We start from the raw sequence: 17,265 nt of genomic DNA, 5'->3' as shown, positions 1-17,265 counted from the left end.
CCCACCACCGCGCCCCCCCCCGCCCGCATCCGCACCCCGCACGGGCGCCGCCCCTCCGGCCCCGCGACCCCGTACCGCCACGCGCAAGGAGCACAGCACGATGACCGTCCCCGCCTCCGTCTCCTACCGCCACGGCGGTCTGGTCTGCACCGACCACACCCTCGACGTCCCCCTCGACCACGCCGACCCGGCCGGACCCGCCATCAGCCTGTTCGCCCGCGAGGTCGTCGCCGAGGGACGCGAACACGAGGACCTGCCCCGGCTCCTGTGGCTCCAGGGCGGCCCCGGCGGACGCGCCGAACGCCCCAACGGGGCCGGTGCCTGGCTGCGCCGCGCGCTCGCCGGCCACCGCGTCGTCCTCATGGACCAGCGCGGCACCGGCCGCTCCACCCCCGCCGACCGGACCACCCTCGCCCGCTTCGGCGACGACGCCGGAGCCGCCGCCGCGTACCTGGCGCACTTCCGCGCCGACTCCCTCGTCCGCGACGCGGAGCTGCTGCGCCGCCACCTCCAGGGCGACCGCCCCTGGAGCGTCCTCGGCCAGAGCTTCGGCGGCTTCACCACCCTGACCTACCTCTCCCTCGCCCCCGAGGGACTGACCCGGGCCTTCGTCACCGGCGGCCTGCCCACGCTGACCGGCCACGCCGACGACGTCTACCGCGCCGCCTACGCCCGCACCCTCGCCCACAACGAGCGCTTCTTCGCCCGCTACCCCGGCGACCAGGCCCTCGCCGAGGCCGTCGCCGCCCACCTCGACGCCCACGACGTCCGGATGCCCACCGGCGAACGCCTCACCGCCCGCCGCTTCCAGACCCTCGGCATCACCTTCGGCACCGCCGCCAAGTTCGACTCCCTGCACTACCTCCTGGAGACGGCCTTCACCGACGGCACCCGCGGACCCGCCCTCACCGACACCTTCCTGCGCGGTGTCGACGCCGCGGTCTCCTTCGCCGAACGCCCCCTGTACGCCGTGCTCCACGAGCCGATCTACGCCCAGGGCGGCCGCCCCACCGACTGGTCCGCCCACCGGATCCGCGCGGAGTTCCCGGCCTTCGACGCCGCCGCCGGCGGCCCCCTGCGCTTCACCGGCGAGATGGTCTACCCCTGGCAGTTCGACGAGGACCCGGCGCTCGTCCCGCTGCGCGGCGCCGCCGAGGCGCTCGCCGCCCGTACCGACTGGCCGGCCCTCTACGACCTGGACCGCCTCGCCGCCAACGAGGTCCCCGTCTTCGCCGCCGTCTACCACGACGACATGTATGTCGACCGGGAGCACGCCCTCGTCACCGCCGACCGGGTACGTGGCCTGCGGACCTGGGTCACCGACGCGTACGCCCACGACGGGGTCCGTGCCGACGCCGCCGTCCTGGACCGGCTGCTCGCGATGGCCGACGGCGCGGCCTGACCCGGCCCGGGGGCCGGGCGGGGCGCTCCGGGGGAGCGCGGCCCCGGCCCCTATGATCGACGGGTCACCCCGGCCCACGGCCGTCCCGTCGCACACCCCCGGGAGCATCCCATCGGTTCCGTACGCGTCCGGCTGCCCGAGCAGCGCGGCGAGCTGCTGGCCCGGCACGAGGACGGGGCCGAACTGCACCATCTCGTCTGGCGGCTGGGGCCCGGCTGGCGGGTGTGCAGCAGCGCGGTCCTAGGCGGCGGCATCGGCCCCCGCTCCTGGATCCTCAACGCCCAGGTGCCCGGCGGCTATCCGCGCATGGACCCCGACCGCCACCTCGCCGAGATCGCCGCCGCCGAAGGGCTCGCCGGACCGGGCGCGGGACTGATGACGGCCGCCGACGTCACCGCGTACACCCTGCGCACCGACGGGGAGGTCACCGCGACCGCCACCTGCGGTCTCGGTGTGAGAGGCTGGGCGGCGGCCCCGGCCGACGGCAGGCCGGGCCCGCATCCGCCGGGTACGGTCAACATCGTCGTCACCGTGCCCGTGGCCCTGTCCGACGCCGCGCTCGTCAACGCCGTCGCCACCGCGACCGAGGCCAAGGTGCAGGCACTTCTGGACGCCGGACTCGACTGCTCGGGCACCCCGACCGACTCCGTCTGCGTCGCCGCCCCCGCCCCTGTCGACGGTGGCGGGGAGCCCTTCGCGGGACCCCGCTCCCGCTGGGGCGCCCCACTCGCCCGAGCCGTGCACGCCGCCGTCCTGGCGGGCGCGCTGCGGCAGTCCTGAGCAACCGGCCCGCGCCGTCGCGCGGCCGACGAGAGGAAGCACCCGTATGACCACGGCACCCGGCACCCCCGACCGCCCCGCCACCACCGTCGCCGTCCTCGGCACCGGCATCATGGGCGCCGCCATGGCCCGGAGCCTGCTCCGCGCCGGACTGGACGTCCGGGTCTGGAACCGCACCCATGCCAAGGCGGCCCCGCTCGCCGCCGACGGGGCCACCGTCGCGGAGACCGCGGCCGAGGCCGTGCGCGGCGCCGGAGTCGTCGTCGCCGCGCTCAACGACGGCACCGCCGTGGCCGCGGCGCTCACCGCCGCCTCCGACGGAGTCCACCGGGGCCAGATCCTGCTCCAGACCTCCACCGTCGGCCCGGACGCCACCGTCGAACTGGCCCAGCGCGCCGCCGACCTGGGCCTCGTCTACCTCGACGCACCGGTTGCCGGCACCCGGGAGCCCGCCGAGCAGGGGCTGCTCACGGTGCTGGTCTCCGGGCCGTCGACGGCCCGCGCCGTGACCGGTCCGGTGCTGGACGCGATCGGGCAGCGCACGATCTGGGCGGGCGAGGAGCCGGGCGCCGCCTCCCGGCTGAAGCTGGTCCTGAACACCTGGGTCATCGCCCTGGTCGGCGGGGTCGCGGAAACCCTGAACCTGGCCCATGGGCTCGGCGTGGACCCGGAGGCGTTCCTCGACGTCGTCCGCGGCGGCCCCCTGGACACGGGCTACCTCCAGGGCAAGTCCGCCGCCCTGCTCTCCGGCGACCTCACCCCGAGCTTCGCCGTCACCACCGCGCTCAAGGACACCCGGCTCATCCTGGAGGCCGCCGAGCGCGCCGGTGTCCGGCTGGACCTCACGGCCGCGAGCGAGGCCCGCTTCGCCCGCGCCGAGGCGGCCGGCCACGGCGACGAGGACATGATCGCCACCTACTACGCCGGCCTCCCCGACACGCCCTGACCGGCGGTCAGACGACCCGCACCTCGTGGCGGACCACCGCGTCGAAGAGATAGCCCTGCGTGTTGGGCGCGCTGACCGCCGGCTGGGTCCGCCCGGACCGGTCGGTCGCCCGCGCCATCAGCACGGCCGGGCCCGGGGCGCGCGGCACCCACTCCGCCGACCAGCGGACCCAGCTCCCGGCGCGCGGCACGTCGCGCAGCCGGGCCCGGTGCCACCGCGCGCCGCCGTCCGTGCTGACCTCGACCGAGCGCACCGGGGCCCCGCCCGACCAGGAGCGCCCGGTCAGCACCTGGCGCCGTCCGGCCGGGAACTCCGCGCCCGGCGCCACCTCGAACGCGCTCTTCAGCGTCTGCCGGGTCAGCGGGGCACTGCCCTCCGCCGGATAGCCCGGTCCGAACAGCCGGTAGAGGCCGGTGTTCCAGGGGGAGAGCAGGGGGCGGGTGCTCACCTCGATGTCGCCCAGCCACTTGATGTTCGCGATGCCCACCCAGGACGGCACGATCAGCCGCACCGGATGGCCGTGGTCGGGCGGCAGCGGCTCGCCGTTCATCTCGTACGCGAGCAGGACGTCGTCCAGGGCCTTCGCCACCGGAAGCGGGCGCCGCACCCGCCCGAGCACGATGCCGTCGCTGACGACCTCGTCGTCCAGTCCGCGCGGCAGGACGTCGACCGCCCGCCGGGTGAGGCCCGCGAGGCGCAGCACATCGGCCAGCGGCACCCCCCGCCAGCGCGCGTTCCCGATCGCCCCCAGGGTCCACGCGGTCCCGCTGACCTGCTGGTTCTGCTGGGTGGTGTAGTAACTGCGGGCGTTCCCCGCGCATTCGACGAACGCGGTCCTGGTCACGGAGGGCAGGGCGCGCAGCTGGTCGTACGTGAACTCCACCGCCGGGCCCGCGAGTCCGTCGCCCCAGACCGTGAGACGCCAGTCGGCGGCGTCGAGGCGCGGGGTGACGGTGTGGTTGCGGACGAAGAAGCGGTCGGCCGGGGTGAGCGGCCCGGTGCCGCGCAGCGCCGCGAAGTTGGTCTCCGCGTTGGTGCCGCGCACGGTGAACACCTCGGGCGGCAGCGGCTTCACGATCCCGGGGGCCGCCGCGTGGGCCGTCGCCGGGGTCAGGAGCGGGGCGAGCGGGGCCGCGGCCGACGCGGCGGCCACCAGCCGCAGCAGATCGCGGCGCGCGATCCCCGCGGAGCGCGCCGCCCCCCGGGACCATTGGCCCAGACGGAGGGCGTCGTAGGCGGCCTCGGACGGCGGGAAGGGACTCATGGACGGCTCCGGGGAACGGGGACGCGCACGGGGGCGTCCGGACCGGCGCGGCGCGGGGTGCGAAGGCCGCGGCCACGGGCGACGCCGGTGAGCGTGTCAGCGGCCCGCGACGGCGTCAACGGTCCCCGAGGCGGCCGAAACCGTGGCCCGGCCCGGTCCCGGCCGGATTCCCGGTCCCGTGTCCGACCGCCCCCGGCGGCCACGACCTGCGCGGACGTCCTGCCCGCCGGGGTGCGCGCGGGACGGTGGGGCACGTGGCGCGGCCCCGGGCGCGGGCGCCGCGATTTCATCCGGCCGCAATGATCCCGCCGCTCCGGACGGCTTCCGGACGGTCCCGTGCCCTCACTCCTCGGCGAACATCCCCTCACGGAGCTTGCGCAGGATCCTGCTGATCAGCCGGGAGACGTGCATCTGCGAGATGCCGAGCTCGGCGCCGATCTGCGACTGCGTCAGCTCCTGGCCGAACCGCAGGTCGATGATGCGCCGTTCGCGCGCGTCGAGGGTGCCGAGCAGCGGGGCCAGGGTGTGCAGGTTCTCCACCGTTTCGAGGGCGGGGTCGGGGCTGCCCAGCACATCGGCGAAGGTGCGTCCGGCCGTGCTCTTGCGGCCCGCGTCCGCCGGGGCCGCGGGCATGTCCAGGGAGCCCGCCGTATAGCCGTTGGCGGCCACGATCCCCTCGGTGACCTCGTCCTCGCTCAGCCCCAGGTGCTCGGCCAGCTCCGGCACGGTCGGGTCCCGGTCCAGTTCGGTGGCGAGGGTCTCCTTCGTCTTGGCGAGGTCCACGCGCAGTTCCTGGAGCCGGCGCGGGACGTGGACCGCCCAACTGGTGTCGCGGAAGAAGCGCTTGATCTCGCCGGTGATGTACGGCACCGCGAAGGAGGTGAACTCGACCTCGCGGGACAGGTCGAAGCGGTCGATGGCCTTGATCAGCCCGATGGTGCCGACCTGGACGATGTCCTCCATGTCGCCGCCGCCCCGGTTCCGGAACCGCCCGGCGGCGAACCGGACGAGCGACAGGTTCATCTCGATGAGGGTGTTGCGCGCGTACTGGTGGGCGGGCGTCCCCTCCTCCAGCGTGCGGAGGCGGTCGAAGAAGAGGCGGGACAGCTCCCGCGCGTCCGTCGGGGCCACCTTCCCCGCGTCCTCGATCCACGGAAGATCGCCGAGTTCCCCGGGGGACGACGTGGTCCCCGCCGGCTCCTCGTATCCGGTGACCGGTGCCGTTCCTGCACTCTCCGCTCGCTCCGCCTCGGCAGTCCGCGCAGTGTGCGCCGTCATGTCGTCACGCTCCCCTGGTGGTAGGCCATGAGGTCTGGGCGTCTGCCCGGTCAGGGGGCGCTCATGCGCGAGAACAGGAAATCGGCCATATCGTGGCCGGATTTCGGCCGGTACCCGAAGAGCCCCGGGAAAGGACATGGCATGACGTTCCGTCATATCGGGGAGGTGACGGGCATACCGGTACGAAGAACCGCCCCACCGGTACGGGGGAGCCCGGTGGGGCGGTCCTCTCCAGAGTGCCACAGGCGGCCGGGCCCGGGGGCCGGCCGACGCATATCGGATGGTGGTTGAGTCGAAATCGACCCCCGGCCGACCGGCGCGGACGCGCCGGATCAGTCGCGCGGATAGCCGACGACGGTGTGCGTGACGGCCGGTGAGTCCTCGGTCGTGTAGTAGTGGCTGTACTGCGCGGAGAACCGCGCGCTGTCGCCCGCCTCCAAGAGGTGCGGGACGTCGTTGACCACCAGGGTCACCCGGCCCGACATCACCAGCACGTGTTCCACGGACTGGTCCCCGTGCGAACTGACCTGGCTCTGGGCATGCGGGTGCAGCCGGGTCCGGTAGATCTCCATGCGGCCCTGCTCATGGCCGGAATACAGCAGGCTCACCGTGGTCTCGTCATCCGGCTCGACGAGCGAGGACGCCCGGACGATCTCCGGTTCCAGCAGCGGCCGGCGCAGCAGATCGGTGCAGTCGGTGCCCAGCACCTCCGCGATCCGGACCAGCACGTCCACCGTGGGGTTGGCCTCCGCCCGCTCTATCTGCGAGAGCAGCCCCTTGCTCACCCCGGTCGCCGCCGACAGTTCGCGCAGGCTCCAGCCGCGCGCCAGCCTGCGGCGGTTGAGGTTTCCGGCCAGCGCGGTCCGTACCCCGGTGGTACCCGCTTCCCGGGCCTGCGGCGGGGGAACGGCCTCGGGCGGACGGGCGGTGATGGTCGGCTCGGACACCGTTCCTCCTCGCTCTCGGTGGTACGCGCAGGTCAGCGCCACACTCTACCGGTGCGGGACCGGCCGGTCAGCGACTCGGCCCTGGGCCCGCCCCTTCCGGCAGGGCGTCGATCATCCGCCGGGTCCAGGGGTGCCGGGGCGCGTCCAACACCTCGGACGCGGTGCCCCGTTCGACGATCCGGCCGCGGTGCATCACCGCCACCCGGTCCGCGATCTGCCGCACCACCCCCAGGTCGTGGGTGATGAACAGGACGGCGAAGCCCTCCGCGCGCTGGAGCGAGACCAGCAGATTGAGCAACTGCGCCTGGACCGACACATCGAGCGCCGCCACCGCCTCGTCGCAGATCAGCAGCCGGGGCCGGGCGGCCAGTGCCCGTGCCAGCGCCACCCGTTGACGCTCGCCGCCGGAGAGCGCGGCCGGCCGGCGCGAGGCGTACGAGGCGGGCAGCCCCACCTGGGCGAGCAGCGCGTCCACGGCGGGGGACTCCGCCCGGCCGCGCCCGCCGGAGGCGGCGGCCAGCGCCTCGCGCAGCGTCGCGCCCACCGTGCGCAGCGGGTTGAGCGAGGAGTAGGGGTCCTGGAACACGATCTGGACCTGCTCCGCCAGGCGCCGGCGGTCGGAGGTCCCGGGCCGGCGGCCCCGGGGCAGCGCGATCCCGCCGACGGACACCTCGCCGCCGTCGAAGGTCTCCAGCCCGACCGCGATCCTGGCCAGCGTCGTCTTGCCCGAACCGGACTCACCGACCAGGGCGACGACGGTGTTTTGGGGGACCGTCAGACTCACGTCGCGCAGCGCGGCGCGGTCGCCGGCCGAGGAGGTGAAGGTCCGGTCGACTGCCGTGGCCACCAGCGCGGCGTCCTCGGCCGGCTCCTCGGGGGAGGGCGCGGGCGCCGGTCCGACGGGGGTGCGCGCGGAGGGGGCGGCGAGCCCGTCGCGGATCTCGTCGAGCCGCACGCACGCGGAGAGCCGGCCGTCCCCGTCGCCGGGCGCGACCGGCGGACGCAGCGTCACGGGCGCGTCCCGGCAGACCGGCGCCGCGTGGGCGCAGCGGTCGGCGAACGGGCATCCCCCGCCGCGCGCCCCGGGGGCGGGCACCGAGCCGGGGATGGCCGGGAGTTCGGCGTACCGCTCCCGGACCGAGGGCTCGGAGGCCAGCAGCCCGGCGGTGTACGGGTGCAGCGGGGCGGACTCCAGGTCCTTGGACCGGCCCTGCTCCAGGACCTGCCCGGCGTACAGCACGTACACCCGGTCGCAGGCGGAAAAGGCCACCCGCAGGTCGTGGGTGATGAGCACCAGGCCCATGCGGCGGCTGCGCTGGAGACCGCGCAGCAGATCGAGCACGGCACGCTGGTTGGCGGCGTCCAGGGCGGTGGTCGGCTCGTCCGCGATGAGGAGTTCGGGATCGCCGGCGAGCGCCGCCGCCGCGGCGACCCGCTGGCGCATGCCGCCGGAGAGTTCGTGGGGATAGCGGTCCGCGACGTCGGGGGAGAGGCCGACCTCGGCGAGCCGCCGCTCGACGTCCGCGCGCCGGGCCCGCTTCGCCCGGCGCCGGGTGTGCTCCCCGTCGAGGTCACGCAGCCCGTCCGCGATCTGGCGCCCGCAGGTCAGCTGGGGGTGCAGCATCGTGAACGGGTCCTGCATCAGCAGCGTCACGCGCCGGCCGCGCAGCGCGTGGCGGGCGCGCGGCGACAGGGTCAGGACCTCCCGGCCGTCGATGCGCACCGAACCGTCCGTCACCCCGGTCCCGGCCGGCAGCAGCCCGGCCACCGCCCGCATGGCCAGCGACTTGCCGCTGCCCGACTCCCCGACGATGCCGATGCACTCGCCGGGGCCGACCTCCAGCGAGACGCCGTCCAGGATCGGCACGGGACCGCCGGGCGCGGCGGTCGCCGCGACCCGCAGCCCCTCGACGGCGAGCAGGGGACCGCCGCCGGGCGCGTCGGCGGCGGTACGGCTGTCGGTCGCGGGCTGGGCCGCCATCAGGACCTCCCACGGTCGGAGAACGCCTCGAACAGCCGGTCGCCGAGGAGGTTGAGGGCCACCGCCGCCGCGACGATCAGCAGCGCGGGGGCGAGGGCGGCGGACGGGTTGTCGTACAGCAGGGTGCGGTTCTCGGAGAGCATCCGGCCCCAGTCGGGGGCGCCCGGCGGCACTCCGAGCCCCAGGAAGGAGAGCGAGCTGAGCGCGACGATCGCGCCCGCGAAGTTCAGCAGGGTGTTGGCCACCACGACCGGCAGGACGTTGGGCCAGATGTGCCGGGTCATCACCGTGAAGCGGGAGAGCCCGAGCGTCTCCGCCGCCTCCACGTACGCCCGGTGCCGCTGCTCCAGCACGGCGGCGCGCACCAGGCGGATGTCGGCGGGGGAGGTCAGCACCACGAGCACGCCGACGGCCAGCGCGTAGCCGCCTCCGCCGATCCCGGCGACGACGATGGTGACCAGCAGCGCGGGCAGCGCCAGCAGCAGATCGGCCCAGCGCCGGACGAGGGCGTCGGTCCAGCCCCCCCGGTAGCCGGCGAGGAGTCCGAGGACATTGCCGATGACCATCGAGCCGACCGCGACCAGCGCCGCGCCCACCAGGGTGCTCCGCGCGCCGGCGACCACCATCCGCGCGATGTCGCGCCCGAGTTCGTCGGTGCCGAGGAGGTGGCCGCCGCCCGGCATGGCGGCGCCGTCGGCCAGGTCCTGTTCGTCCCAGCCGGGCAGCAGGGCCTGCCCGAAGGCGGCGGCCAGCGCGAACAGGACCAGCACAACGGTGCAGCACAGGGTCAGCGGGCTGACCCTGCGGCGGGCAAGGGACCGGGACTTCATGCCTTCCCCTCCTCGTGGACGGGGGCCGACGCCCCGGCGGCGGGCGCGGTTCTCAGCTGGGGGTCCAGCAGCGGCTGGGCGAGATCGGTGACGAGATTGGCGAGGCAGACCAGGGCGGCGATCAGCAGCGCCTCGGCCTGGACGACCGGGACGTCCCGGAAGGTGACGGAGTCGACGAGCAGCTGGCCGAGGCCCGGCAGCGCGAAGACCTGCTCCACCATGACCGTTCCGGCCAGCAGATAGGCGAGGACCAGACCGATGCCGGTCAGCACCGGGACGAGCGTGCCGCGCAGCACGTACCGCAGCAGGATGTCCCGTTCGCGTACGCCCCGGGCGCGGGCGAACGTGACGTGCTCCCGCTCCAGTTCCCGGATCACGGCGGCCCGGGTCAGTTTCAGCAGCACGGCCGTGACGGCCAGGCCGAGCGCCAGGGCCGGCAGCACCAGATGTCTCAGCCGGTCGGCGCCCTGGCCCTCGCCGGGCCCGTACGCGGGGAACCAGCCGAGCATCAGCGCGAACACGTAGATGAGCACCAGCCCGCCCGCGAACGCCGGGGTGGACAGGGCGACCACGCCGAGGCTCTGCACGGCCCGGTCGGTGGGGCGCCGGTTGCGCAGACCGGCCAGGACGCCCAGCGGCAGACCCAGCAGCAGCGCGACGGCGAAGCCCAGACCGACCAGCTGACCGGTGAGCAGCAGCCGGTCGCCCAGCGCGGCGGCGACGCTCTCGCCGGTGCGGATGGAGGTGCCGAGGTCCAGCCGGACCGCGTCGCCGAGCCAGTGGCCGTACTGCACCACCATCGGACTGTCGAGGTGGTGGCGGGCGCGGACGGCGGCCAGCGCCTCGGGCGTGGCGCTGCGCGGGCCGAGCAGGGTCTGGGCCGGGTCGCCGGGCGCCGCCTGGAGCAGCGCGAAGACGGCGACGGACAGCACGAACAGCAGGCCCAGCGTGCCGCCGAGCCGGCGCACCACGAGGCGCAGGGGGAGCGCGGCGCGCAGCCGCGCGGAGCCGGTGGCCGTCATCGCGGGTCTCCCGCCGGGAGGGGGGTGGCGGGACCGGAGGATGCCAGGGGGGTGACACCGTCCGGTCCCGCCGGGGAAGCCGTGCCGGGGACCGGCCCGGGGGAGGCCTCCTCCGGCACGGCGGTCGTGGAGGCGGTCGCGGGACGCGGCGCCAGATGGGTGGTGAGCCAGTCGGTGACCCGGTCCGCCGCGTCCAGGAGATGCTCCGGGTCGGTGAACTCGTGGCCCTCGCCCGGGTAGACGTACAGCTCGGCGGGGGCGAGGGCGGTCCGCAGCAGCGCACGGTACAGCTCGTGCGCCTGGCCGGCCGGGGTGACCCGGTCCTCGGCGCCGTGCACGATCAGTGTCGGGGTGCCGCGCCCGCCCGTGGCGAAGACCGGGGAACGCCGGACCAGTTCCTGCGGGGCGTCGGGGGAGCCGATCGCGTAGGCGCGGTCGTAGCCGCCGCCGATGCAACTGGTGTGGGTGAAGCTCAGCCAGTCGGTCGGGGCGGAGACGACGACCGCCGCGCGGAAGACGTCGGTACGGGCCGCGGCCTGGGCGGCGAGGAAACCGCCGTAGCTGTGGCCGAGCACGGCCGCCCGGTCCGGGTCGGCGAGGCCCGCGCCGGTCAGGTGGCGCACCCCGGACAGCACGTCCTCCAGATCGGCGCCGCCGACGTCGCCGACGACCGCGCGGGCGTGGTCGAGCCCGCGGCCGTTGCTGCCGCGCGGGTTGGGCAGCAGCACCAGATGGCCGGCGGCGGCCAGGGCGGGGGCCAGGCCCAGCACGTCGCCCGGCGCGTAGCCGGCGGACCAGAGCCAGGCGGGGCCGCCGTGCACGAGGACGGCGAGCGGACGCGGTCCCTCGTGCTCTCCGGCCGAGAGCAGCAGGCCCTCCACGGTCCGGCCGTCGGGCGCGGTCCACTCGGTCCGCTCGGTGCGGACGGCGGCGAGCGCGGGGTCGGCGGGGGTGTTCAGGGCGGTGACGGGCGTCCAGTCCCAGGCCCGGTCGCCACCGGTCCGGGCGACGACGGCCTCGGGGGGCCTGCCGGGCGCGTCGAGCACCGTCGCGGCCAGCCGCCCGTCGGCGCTGAGCGACAGCTCCGGCTGGTAGCCGGCGCCGCCCAGGGTCACGGGCGCGGACCAGGCGGTGGTGGCGGCTCCACCGGTGCGGCCGACGCGCGAGCCGGTGCCGTCCCAGCCCGCGAACCACAGCGCGCCGGGCTCGGCGTCGTCGAAGCGCAGCCAGGTGGCGTCCTCGACCCCGAGGGCCACCGCGGTTTCGCCGGTGGCCAGGTCGACCACGACGGGGCGTCCGGCGACGATGGAGATGCCCTCGCACACCGCGGCGGTCCGGCCGTCGGCGGACAGGGCGGGGGCGGCCAGTTGGCCCAGGGGTTCGTGGACGGTCCGGGCGGTGCGCGCGTCCAGGTCCAGCGCGGCGAGCCGGGCGTCGTAGTAGCCGGAGGGCAGGGTGTCCTCGCCGACCGTGGCGACGGCCGTCGCGCCGCCGCGCCAGGCGACGTTCCAGACGGTCAGCCCGGCCGGCCCGGCCTCGCGGACCGAGCCGTCGGCGAGGCCGACCAGATGCAGGGAGCGGCGGCCGGTGCCCGGGGCGAAACGTTCCGGCGAGGGGGTCGGACCCAGCCGCACCGGCAGCCCCAGGTGCATGCCGTCGCGGTCGGCGCCGTCCTCGGCGCAGAGCAGCAGCGCCTGCGTCCCGTCGTCCGAGACCAGCAGGTCCTCCGCGGCGCCGGGCACCCGGGCGACGGTGCGCACGGTCCCGGTCACGGTGTCCAGGGCGTCGATCCGCACCTCGGTCCCGGCGGCGCCCGCCTCCTCGGCGATGTGCAGCAGGGTCCGGGAGTCCGGCAGCCAGCGCGGGCTGTGGCGGTCCGCGGTGTCCGGTCCGGACGGGGCCCGGGGCGCCGGTACCGCGTCGTCTCCCTCGCTCCGGTGTCCGGCGGGGACCGGGGCGAGGACCAGCGAGGCCCGCTCGGGTCCGGCCGCCGCGACCGCGACGGCGCGGCCGTCCGGGCTGATCCGGGCCTCGACGGGGTGGACCAGGCGCAGCATCGCCTCGCGGACGCGCCGCACGGCGGCCTGTGCGCGCCGTCGCGGTGCGCCGGGCGGGACGGTACGGGGCATGGGGGTCCGATCCTCGGGGACTGGGCGGGGTGGGCGGGGGCGTCAGGCGGACTTGCGGATGCGGGTCGCCCAGGGGCCGATGAACGCGAACGGCCCCTGGTCCAGCAGCACATAGCGCTTCGAGAGCGCGGAGGCGGTCTGCGCCCACCACAGCGGGAGGTAGGGCAGATCGGCGCCGGCCGTCTGCACGGCCTTCATCAGCTCCTTGGCGCGCACGTTCTTGTCCGTCGCGGACTTGGCGGTGTCCAGCGCGGTGTTGACCGTGCTGTTGTCGTAGTGCGCGATGTCCGTCGCGGTGGCGGCCGCGTTGAGGTACGGGTCGGCCAGCTCGGCCGGGTCGCCGGTGACGGGGAAGTACCAGAGGAACTGCAGGGGCTGCTTGCCGGAGCCCAGCTCCGCCACCCACTGCTCCAGGGTGATCTCCTTGACCTTCAGCGTGATGCCGATCTTCTTCAGCGAGGCGGCGAGCGCGAGGGCCGCCTTGCCCAGCTGGGGGCCGCTGTTGGGGTAGTGCAGTTCGGTGGTGAAGCCGTCCTTGACGGAGGACTTGGCCAGTTCTGCGCGGGCGGCGTCCAGGTCGAAGTCCAGGGACGGGATCGCGTCGTAGCCGGAGCGGACCTCCTCGGCGGTCATCAGATCGCCCCACATGTCGCGGGAGGGCAGCGCGTCGGCGACCTCGGCCCGGCCGTGCAGGATGCCCTTGACCATGCCCTCGCGGTCCGCCGCGTGCGCGATGGCCCGGCGGACGTGGGGGTCGTCGAAGGGCGCCTTCGCGGTGTCGAAGGCGAGGGAGACCACGGAACGGTCACCGGTGTACGTGACGCGGGCACTGGACTCCCAGCCGCGCGCCTCGTCCGACGCGAGGCTCAGCGCACCGTCCACCGCGCCCGACTTCATCGCGACCAGCCGCGTACCGGCGTCCGGTACGAAGGAGAGCTTCAGCTTCCGGACGGCGGGCTTCTCGCCCCACCAGGCGTCGTTGCGCTCCAGCAGGACGTGGTCGTCGGCGGCGAACTCGGTGATCCGGTACGGGCCCGTGCCCAGCAGCAGCGTCTTCGCCGTGCCGACCCGGCCCTTGTTGCGGGCGAGGAAGGCGCGGCTGCTGACGAGGAGGCCGCCGGCCGTGGTGGTCCAGGCGAACATGGCGTCGGGAGCCTTCAGCCGGATGGTGACCTCGTGGTCCCCGGTGGCCTTCACGGACTGGACGCCCGCGTAGGCGTACCCGAGGGTGGAGCCGTTCTTGGGGTCCCGGATGGCCTCGATGGAGGCCACCACGTCGTCCGCGGTGAACCGGGTGCCGTCGGTGAAGGTCACCCCCCGGCGGAGCGTGTACACGTATGTCCGGGCGTCGGGCTGCTTCCAGGAGGTGGCGAGCCCGGGGCCGAGCTTGCCGGACGGGTCGACCGACAGCAGCGACTCCTGCGCGAGCACCGCGACCAGGTAGTTGAGGACCCCGGACTCCCGGCCCACATCGAGGCTGGAGAGGGAGGACGGCAGGGCGAGCGTCAGCGTGTCGATGGGCGCGTCCGCGCCGAGCGCGCGGGCCGTCGGGTCCGACGAGCCGTCGGCCGGGTCCTTGGCGGGCGGCGGCGCACACGCGGCGAGGACCCCGGACGCGGCGAGGACGCCGATGCCGGCGAGGCCCAGCAGTCGGCGTCGGCTGAGGTTGCCACCCGGCTCCGCGTTCATCAGGAACCACCCATCTCACTTTGTCCACTGTTGCTGCCCAACTGGGCGTGGACAGTATCCGAAGGCTTTGGGGGCGTCAAAGGGTGGCTAATAACCGTCCACGGATTGGACATTGGAGGTGGGCGTAAGGGAAGAAACAGTCGAAAAGTACGCGGCTGATTCTCAAAGGGTGGATCGGCGCACCCGGGCACGAATCACCGCGCTCGGTGCGCGCCAAATCACCGCGCTCGGTGCGCGCCACCCGGATCTCCGCGTACCGCCGTCCCCCGAAAACGGCATGCGCCCGGGCCCGCCCCCTGGCAGGCTGCGCCGGTGAACCGTGATCTGATCTCCGACCTCGCCCACGCCCGCCACCCCGTCAGGGCGCCGCTCGACGACGACTCGGTGCGCACCCTCCTGGACCACGCGGTCCCGGACGGCGAGGCACGCGCCCTCGATCTGGGCTGCGGGGGAGGGGAGTGGCTCCTGCGCGCCCTGACCGGCCACCCTTGTCTGCGCGCCGAGGGCGTCGACCTGGCCGAGGACGCGCTGTCCCGGGCCGCCGACGAGGCCGTCCGCCTCGGCGTACGCGACCGCCTCACCCTCCACCGGGCCGACGGCGCCGCCTTCCGCTCCCCGCACCCGTACGACCTGGTCCTCAGCGTCGGCGCCGTGCACGTCTTCGGCGGGCTCCTGCCGACGCTCGCCGCCGCCCGCGCCCACCTCGCCCCCGGCGGCCGGGTGCTGATCGGGGACGGCTTCTGGGAGCCCGAACCGTCCCCCGAGGCCGTCGAGATGCTCGGGGAGGCCGCCGACCTCGCCACCACCCTCGACCTGGTGGCCGCCGACGGCTGGACCCCCGTGCACGGCCACATCAGCGGCCGCGGCGAACGCGACGCCTACGAGTGGGCGTGCTGGGGCTCGCTGTCCGCCTGGGCCCTGGACCACCCCGGCCACCCCGACAGCGCCGAGATCCTGGAACTGGCCGCCCGGCGCCGCACCGAATGGCTGCGCGTCTACCGCGACAGCTGGGGCTTCGTCACGCTCGTGCTCCGCCGCACGGCCGACTGACCCGCGCCCGCCGTACGGCCGACTGATCCGCGCCCGCCGTACGGCCGACTGATCAGCGCCCGCCGGGCGGGGCGGGGGCCTCGACGCTCCGGGCCGGGGAATACCCGCGCCCCGGACGGACTTTCCTGCTGCTGGGGGCAGACCGGCGACCGGCCCGCGCGCCCGTACCACGACCAGAGAGGGAACCGATGTCGAAGGCGTACGTGTTCACCCGCAACGGCGGGCCGGAGGTGGAGGCCCTCGTCGACCGGGACGTCCCGGTCCCCGGCCCCGGGGAGCTCCTCGTGGCCGTCCGCGCGGCCGGGGTCAACCCCGTGGACTGGAAGCTGCGCGACGGATACGTCCGGCCGGGCTCCGAGGCCGCCCCCTTCCCCGCCGTCTTCGGCAGCGAGGCCGCCGGGACCGTCGAGGCGGTCGGCCCGGACACCGAGGGCTTCGCCGTAGGTGACGAGGTCTTCGGCAACCCGCTGACCGGCGGATACGCCGAGCACACCCTCTTCCCCGCGGCGGTGAGCGCGCACAAGCCGGCCGCGCTCTCCTTCGCCGACGCGGCGGTGCTCCCGGTGGCCGCGGCCACCGCCTACGACGGCCTGGCCCAGCTCGGCCTCGCCCCCGGCGCCACGCTCCTGATCACCGGCGCCGGCGGCGGCGTCGGCACCGCGGCGGCCCAGCTCGCCCGGCACGCCGGGCTCCGCGTCATCGGAGTCGCGAGCGCCGCCAAGAAGGAGTTCGTGGAATCCCTCGGCGCCGTCCACGTCGTCTCCGGCCCCGGTCTCGCCGACCGCGTCCGGGCCGCGGCCCCCGACGGCGTCGACGCGGTCTTCGACCTCGTCGGCGGCGACGCCCTGCGGGAGGCCGCCACCCTGGTCGCCGACCCCGCCACCGCCCTGATCGGCGCGGGCGACAAGCGCCTGGTCGCCGAACTCGGCGGCGAGGCCGTCCGGCGCGCCCGCAACGCCGAGGTCCTGCGCGCGGTCGGGGACCTCGCGGCCACCGGGGTGCTCCGCGCCCCCGTCGTCCGCATCCTGCCGCTCGACCGGGCGGGGGAGGCCCTGCGCGCGGTGGAGAGCGGCCACGCCCTGGGCAAGACCGTCATCGAGGTGTCCGCATGAGCCCCGCCCCCGCCGCGCGCGGCACCCACCCCCTGGACGACCCGGTCGGCGCCGCGCTGCGCGGCCCGCACGCCCACTTCGCCCGACGCCGGGGCCGCGTCCTGCGCTACCCGTCCGACGTCGCCCCCTGGGTCGCCCTGCCGGACGCGCCCGACGCCGCCGACTGGGCGGACGCCGCCGCGCTCACCGGGCCCGGCGGCGCCGTCACGATCACCGCCTTCCGGGAGCCGCCGCCCGAGGGCTGGGAGATCGTCTTCCACGCCGAGGGCGTCCAGCTCGTGGGCGAAGAGGTCGACGCGGCACCGTTCCCGCAGGCCGTCCGGCTCGGTCCGGCCGATGTGCCGGAGATGCTCGACCTGGTCGCCCGCACCCGGCCCGGCCCCTTCGAGGCCCGCACCGTGGAGCTGGGCACCTACCTCGGCGTGCGCCGGGAGGGACGGCTCGTCGCCATGGCCGGCGAGCGGATGCGCCCGCCCGGCTGGAGCGAGATCAGCGCCGTCTGCACCGACGCCTCCGCCCGGGGCCAGGGGCTGGGCGGCGGTCTCGTCCGGGCCGTCGCCCACGAGATACGCCGGCGCGGCGACATCCCGTTCCTGCACGCCGCGGCCTCCAACACCGGTGCCGTGCGGCTCTACGAGTCCCTCGGCTTCGTCCTGCGCCGCACCGTCCCGTTCCTCTCGGCGCTGGTCCCGCCCGCCGGCCGGGGCGGGGCGGGCCAGGAGGACGTCCGGGAGCCGGCCGCCCGCTGACCCGGGCCGGGACCTTCGGCCCGCCGCGTGCGGGACCGAGGTCCCGGTGTGTCGCGGACCGCCCCGGGCCGGGACCTTCGGCACAC

At 75.5% G+C, this 17,265-nt stretch carries 14 protein-coding genes; 6 read left to right on the top strand and 8 right to left on the bottom strand.

What is annotated here, in order from left to right; translation table 11 throughout:
* Window positions 1-100 precede the first annotated feature (100 nt).
* From ACWCXC_RS27050 to ACWCXC_RS27040, 3 genes are all read left to right on the top strand, one after another.
* Complete coding sequence (locus ACWCXC_RS27050) at window positions 101-1,402, top strand: alpha/beta fold hydrolase (RefSeq protein ID WP_450890778.1); 1,302 nt, start codon at window positions 101-103, stop codon at window positions 1,400-1,402.
* Between the two features lie 156 nt (window positions 1,403-1,558).
* Window positions 1,559-2,182: an adenosylcobinamide amidohydrolase gene (locus tag ACWCXC_RS27045; protein WP_450890779.1), complete on the top strand. Its 624-nt coding sequence runs from the start codon at window positions 1,559-1,561 to the stop codon at window positions 2,180-2,182.
* Window positions 2,183-2,228: 46 nt separating this feature from the next.
* Complete coding sequence (locus tag ACWCXC_RS27040) at window positions 2,229-3,128, top strand: NAD(P)-dependent oxidoreductase (RefSeq protein ID WP_450679834.1); 900 nt, start codon at window positions 2,229-2,231, stop codon at window positions 3,126-3,128.
* 7 nt (window positions 3,129-3,135) lie between these two features.
* On the opposite strand, the gene ACWCXC_RS27035 is transcribed toward ACWCXC_RS27040, so the two are convergent.
* From ACWCXC_RS27035 to ACWCXC_RS27000, 8 genes are all read right to left on the bottom strand, one after another.
* On the bottom strand, window positions 3,136-4,392 hold the full coding sequence (locus tag ACWCXC_RS27035) for a sulfite oxidase (protein ID WP_450890777.1): 1,257 nt from the start codon (window positions 4,390-4,392) through the stop codon (window positions 3,136-3,138).
* Window positions 4,393-4,734: 342 nt separating this feature from the next.
* Complete coding sequence (locus tag ACWCXC_RS27030) at window positions 4,735-5,670, bottom strand: RNA polymerase sigma factor SigF (RefSeq protein ID WP_450679836.1); 936 nt, start codon at window positions 5,668-5,670, stop codon at window positions 4,735-4,737.
* 332 nt (window positions 5,671-6,002) lie between these two features.
* The gene (locus ACWCXC_RS27025; RefSeq protein ID WP_450890776.1) at window positions 6,003-6,617 is read right to left on the bottom strand and encodes a helix-turn-helix domain-containing protein; all 615 of its coding nucleotides are present in this window, start codon (window positions 6,615-6,617) and stop codon (window positions 6,003-6,005) included.
* Window positions 6,618-6,684: 67 nt separating this feature from the next.
* A complete protein-coding gene (locus ACWCXC_RS27020; RefSeq protein WP_450890775.1) occupies window positions 6,685-8,598 on the bottom strand; it encodes an ABC transporter ATP-binding protein in 1,914 nt (637 codons plus the stop codon).
* Window positions 8,598-9,428, bottom strand: coding sequence for an ABC transporter permease (locus ACWCXC_RS27015; protein WP_450679839.1), 831 nt, complete (start codon window positions 9,426-9,428; stop codon window positions 8,598-8,600). Before ACWCXC_RS27015 ends, ACWCXC_RS27020 begins: the two co-directional genes overlap by 1 nt.
* Window positions 9,425-10,450 carry an ABC transporter permease gene (locus tag ACWCXC_RS27010; RefSeq protein ID WP_450679840.1) on the bottom strand — a complete coding sequence of 342 codons (1,026 nt, stop codon included), beginning with the start codon at window positions 10,448-10,450 and terminating at the stop codon, window positions 9,425-9,427. Before ACWCXC_RS27010 ends, ACWCXC_RS27015 begins: the two co-directional genes overlap by 4 nt.
* Window positions 10,447-12,579 (bottom strand): alpha/beta hydrolase family protein, encoded by a 2,133-nt coding sequence (locus ACWCXC_RS27005; protein ID WP_450890774.1) that lies wholly within the window; start codon window positions 12,577-12,579, stop codon window positions 10,447-10,449. Before ACWCXC_RS27005 ends, ACWCXC_RS27010 begins: the two co-directional genes overlap by 4 nt.
* A gap of 42 nt (window positions 12,580-12,621) precedes the next feature.
* Complete coding sequence (locus tag ACWCXC_RS27000) at window positions 12,622-14,268, bottom strand: ABC transporter substrate-binding protein (RefSeq protein WP_450890773.1); 1,647 nt, start codon at window positions 14,266-14,268, stop codon at window positions 12,622-12,624.
* 312 nt (window positions 14,269-14,580) lie between these two features.
* Here ACWCXC_RS27000 and ACWCXC_RS26995 point away from each other — a divergent pair, with 312 nt between their 5' ends.
* The 3 genes from ACWCXC_RS26995 (at window position 14,581) to ACWCXC_RS26985 (ending at window position 17,179) form a co-directional block, all read left to right on the top strand.
* A complete protein-coding gene (locus tag ACWCXC_RS26995) occupies window positions 14,581-15,318 on the top strand; it encodes an SAM-dependent methyltransferase (protein ID WP_450890772.1) in 738 nt (245 codons plus the stop codon).
* A gap of 188 nt (window positions 15,319-15,506) precedes the next feature.
* Complete coding sequence (locus ACWCXC_RS26990) at window positions 15,507-16,430, top strand: NADP-dependent oxidoreductase (RefSeq protein ID WP_450679844.1); 924 nt, start codon at window positions 15,507-15,509, stop codon at window positions 16,428-16,430.
* Window positions 16,427-17,179, top strand: a complete 753-nt coding sequence (locus ACWCXC_RS26985) for a GNAT family N-acetyltransferase (protein WP_450679845.1) — start codon at window positions 16,427-16,429, stop codon at window positions 17,177-17,179. The genes ACWCXC_RS26990 and ACWCXC_RS26985 overlap by 4 nt, the downstream gene beginning before the upstream one ends.
* Window positions 17,180-17,265: the final 86 nt, after the last annotated feature.

The sequence above is a fragment of the Streptomyces sp. NPDC001515 genome (assembly GCF_053597115.1).
This window is presented reverse-complemented; position numbering and strand designations above follow the sequence as displayed.

Excerpts from the sequence above, each read along its gene's own strand:
- ACWCXC_RS27050 (WP_450890778.1), top strand. The coding sequence starts at position 101 with ATGACCGTCCCCGCCTCCGTCTCCTACCGCCACGGCGGTCTGGTCTGC.
- ACWCXC_RS27040 (WP_450679834.1), top strand. The coding sequence starts at position 2,229 with ATGACCACGGCACCCGGCACCCCCGACCGCCCCGCCACCACCGTCGCC.
- ACWCXC_RS27035 (WP_450890777.1), bottom strand. The coding sequence starts at position 4,392 with ATGAGTCCCTTCCCGCCGTCCGAGGCCGCCTACGACGCCCTCCGTCTG.
- ACWCXC_RS27030 (WP_450679836.1), bottom strand. The coding sequence starts at position 5,670 with ATGACGGCGCACACTGCGCGGACTGCCGAGGCGGAGCGAGCGGAGAGT.
- ACWCXC_RS27020 (WP_450890775.1), bottom strand. The coding sequence starts at position 8,598 with ATGGCGGCCCAGCCCGCGACCGACAGCCGTACCGCCGCCGACGCGCCC.
- ACWCXC_RS27015 (WP_450679839.1), bottom strand. The coding sequence starts at position 9,428 with ATGAAGTCCCGGTCCCTTGCCCGCCGCAGGGTCAGCCCGCTGACCCTG.
- ACWCXC_RS27010 (WP_450679840.1), bottom strand. The coding sequence starts at position 10,450 with ATGACGGCCACCGGCTCCGCGCGGCTGCGCGCCGCGCTCCCCCTGCGC.
- ACWCXC_RS27005 (WP_450890774.1), bottom strand. The coding sequence starts at position 12,579 with ATGCCCCGTACCGTCCCGCCCGGCGCACCGCGACGGCGCGCACAGGCC.
- ACWCXC_RS27000 (WP_450890773.1), bottom strand. The coding sequence starts at position 14,268 with ATGAACGCGGAGCCGGGTGGCAACCTCAGCCGACGCCGACTGCTGGGC.
- ACWCXC_RS26990 (WP_450679844.1), top strand. The coding sequence starts at position 15,507 with ATGTCGAAGGCGTACGTGTTCACCCGCAACGGCGGGCCGGAGGTGGAG.
- ACWCXC_RS26985 (WP_450679845.1), top strand. The coding sequence starts at position 16,427 with ATGAGCCCCGCCCCCGCCGCGCGCGGCACCCACCCCCTGGACGACCCG.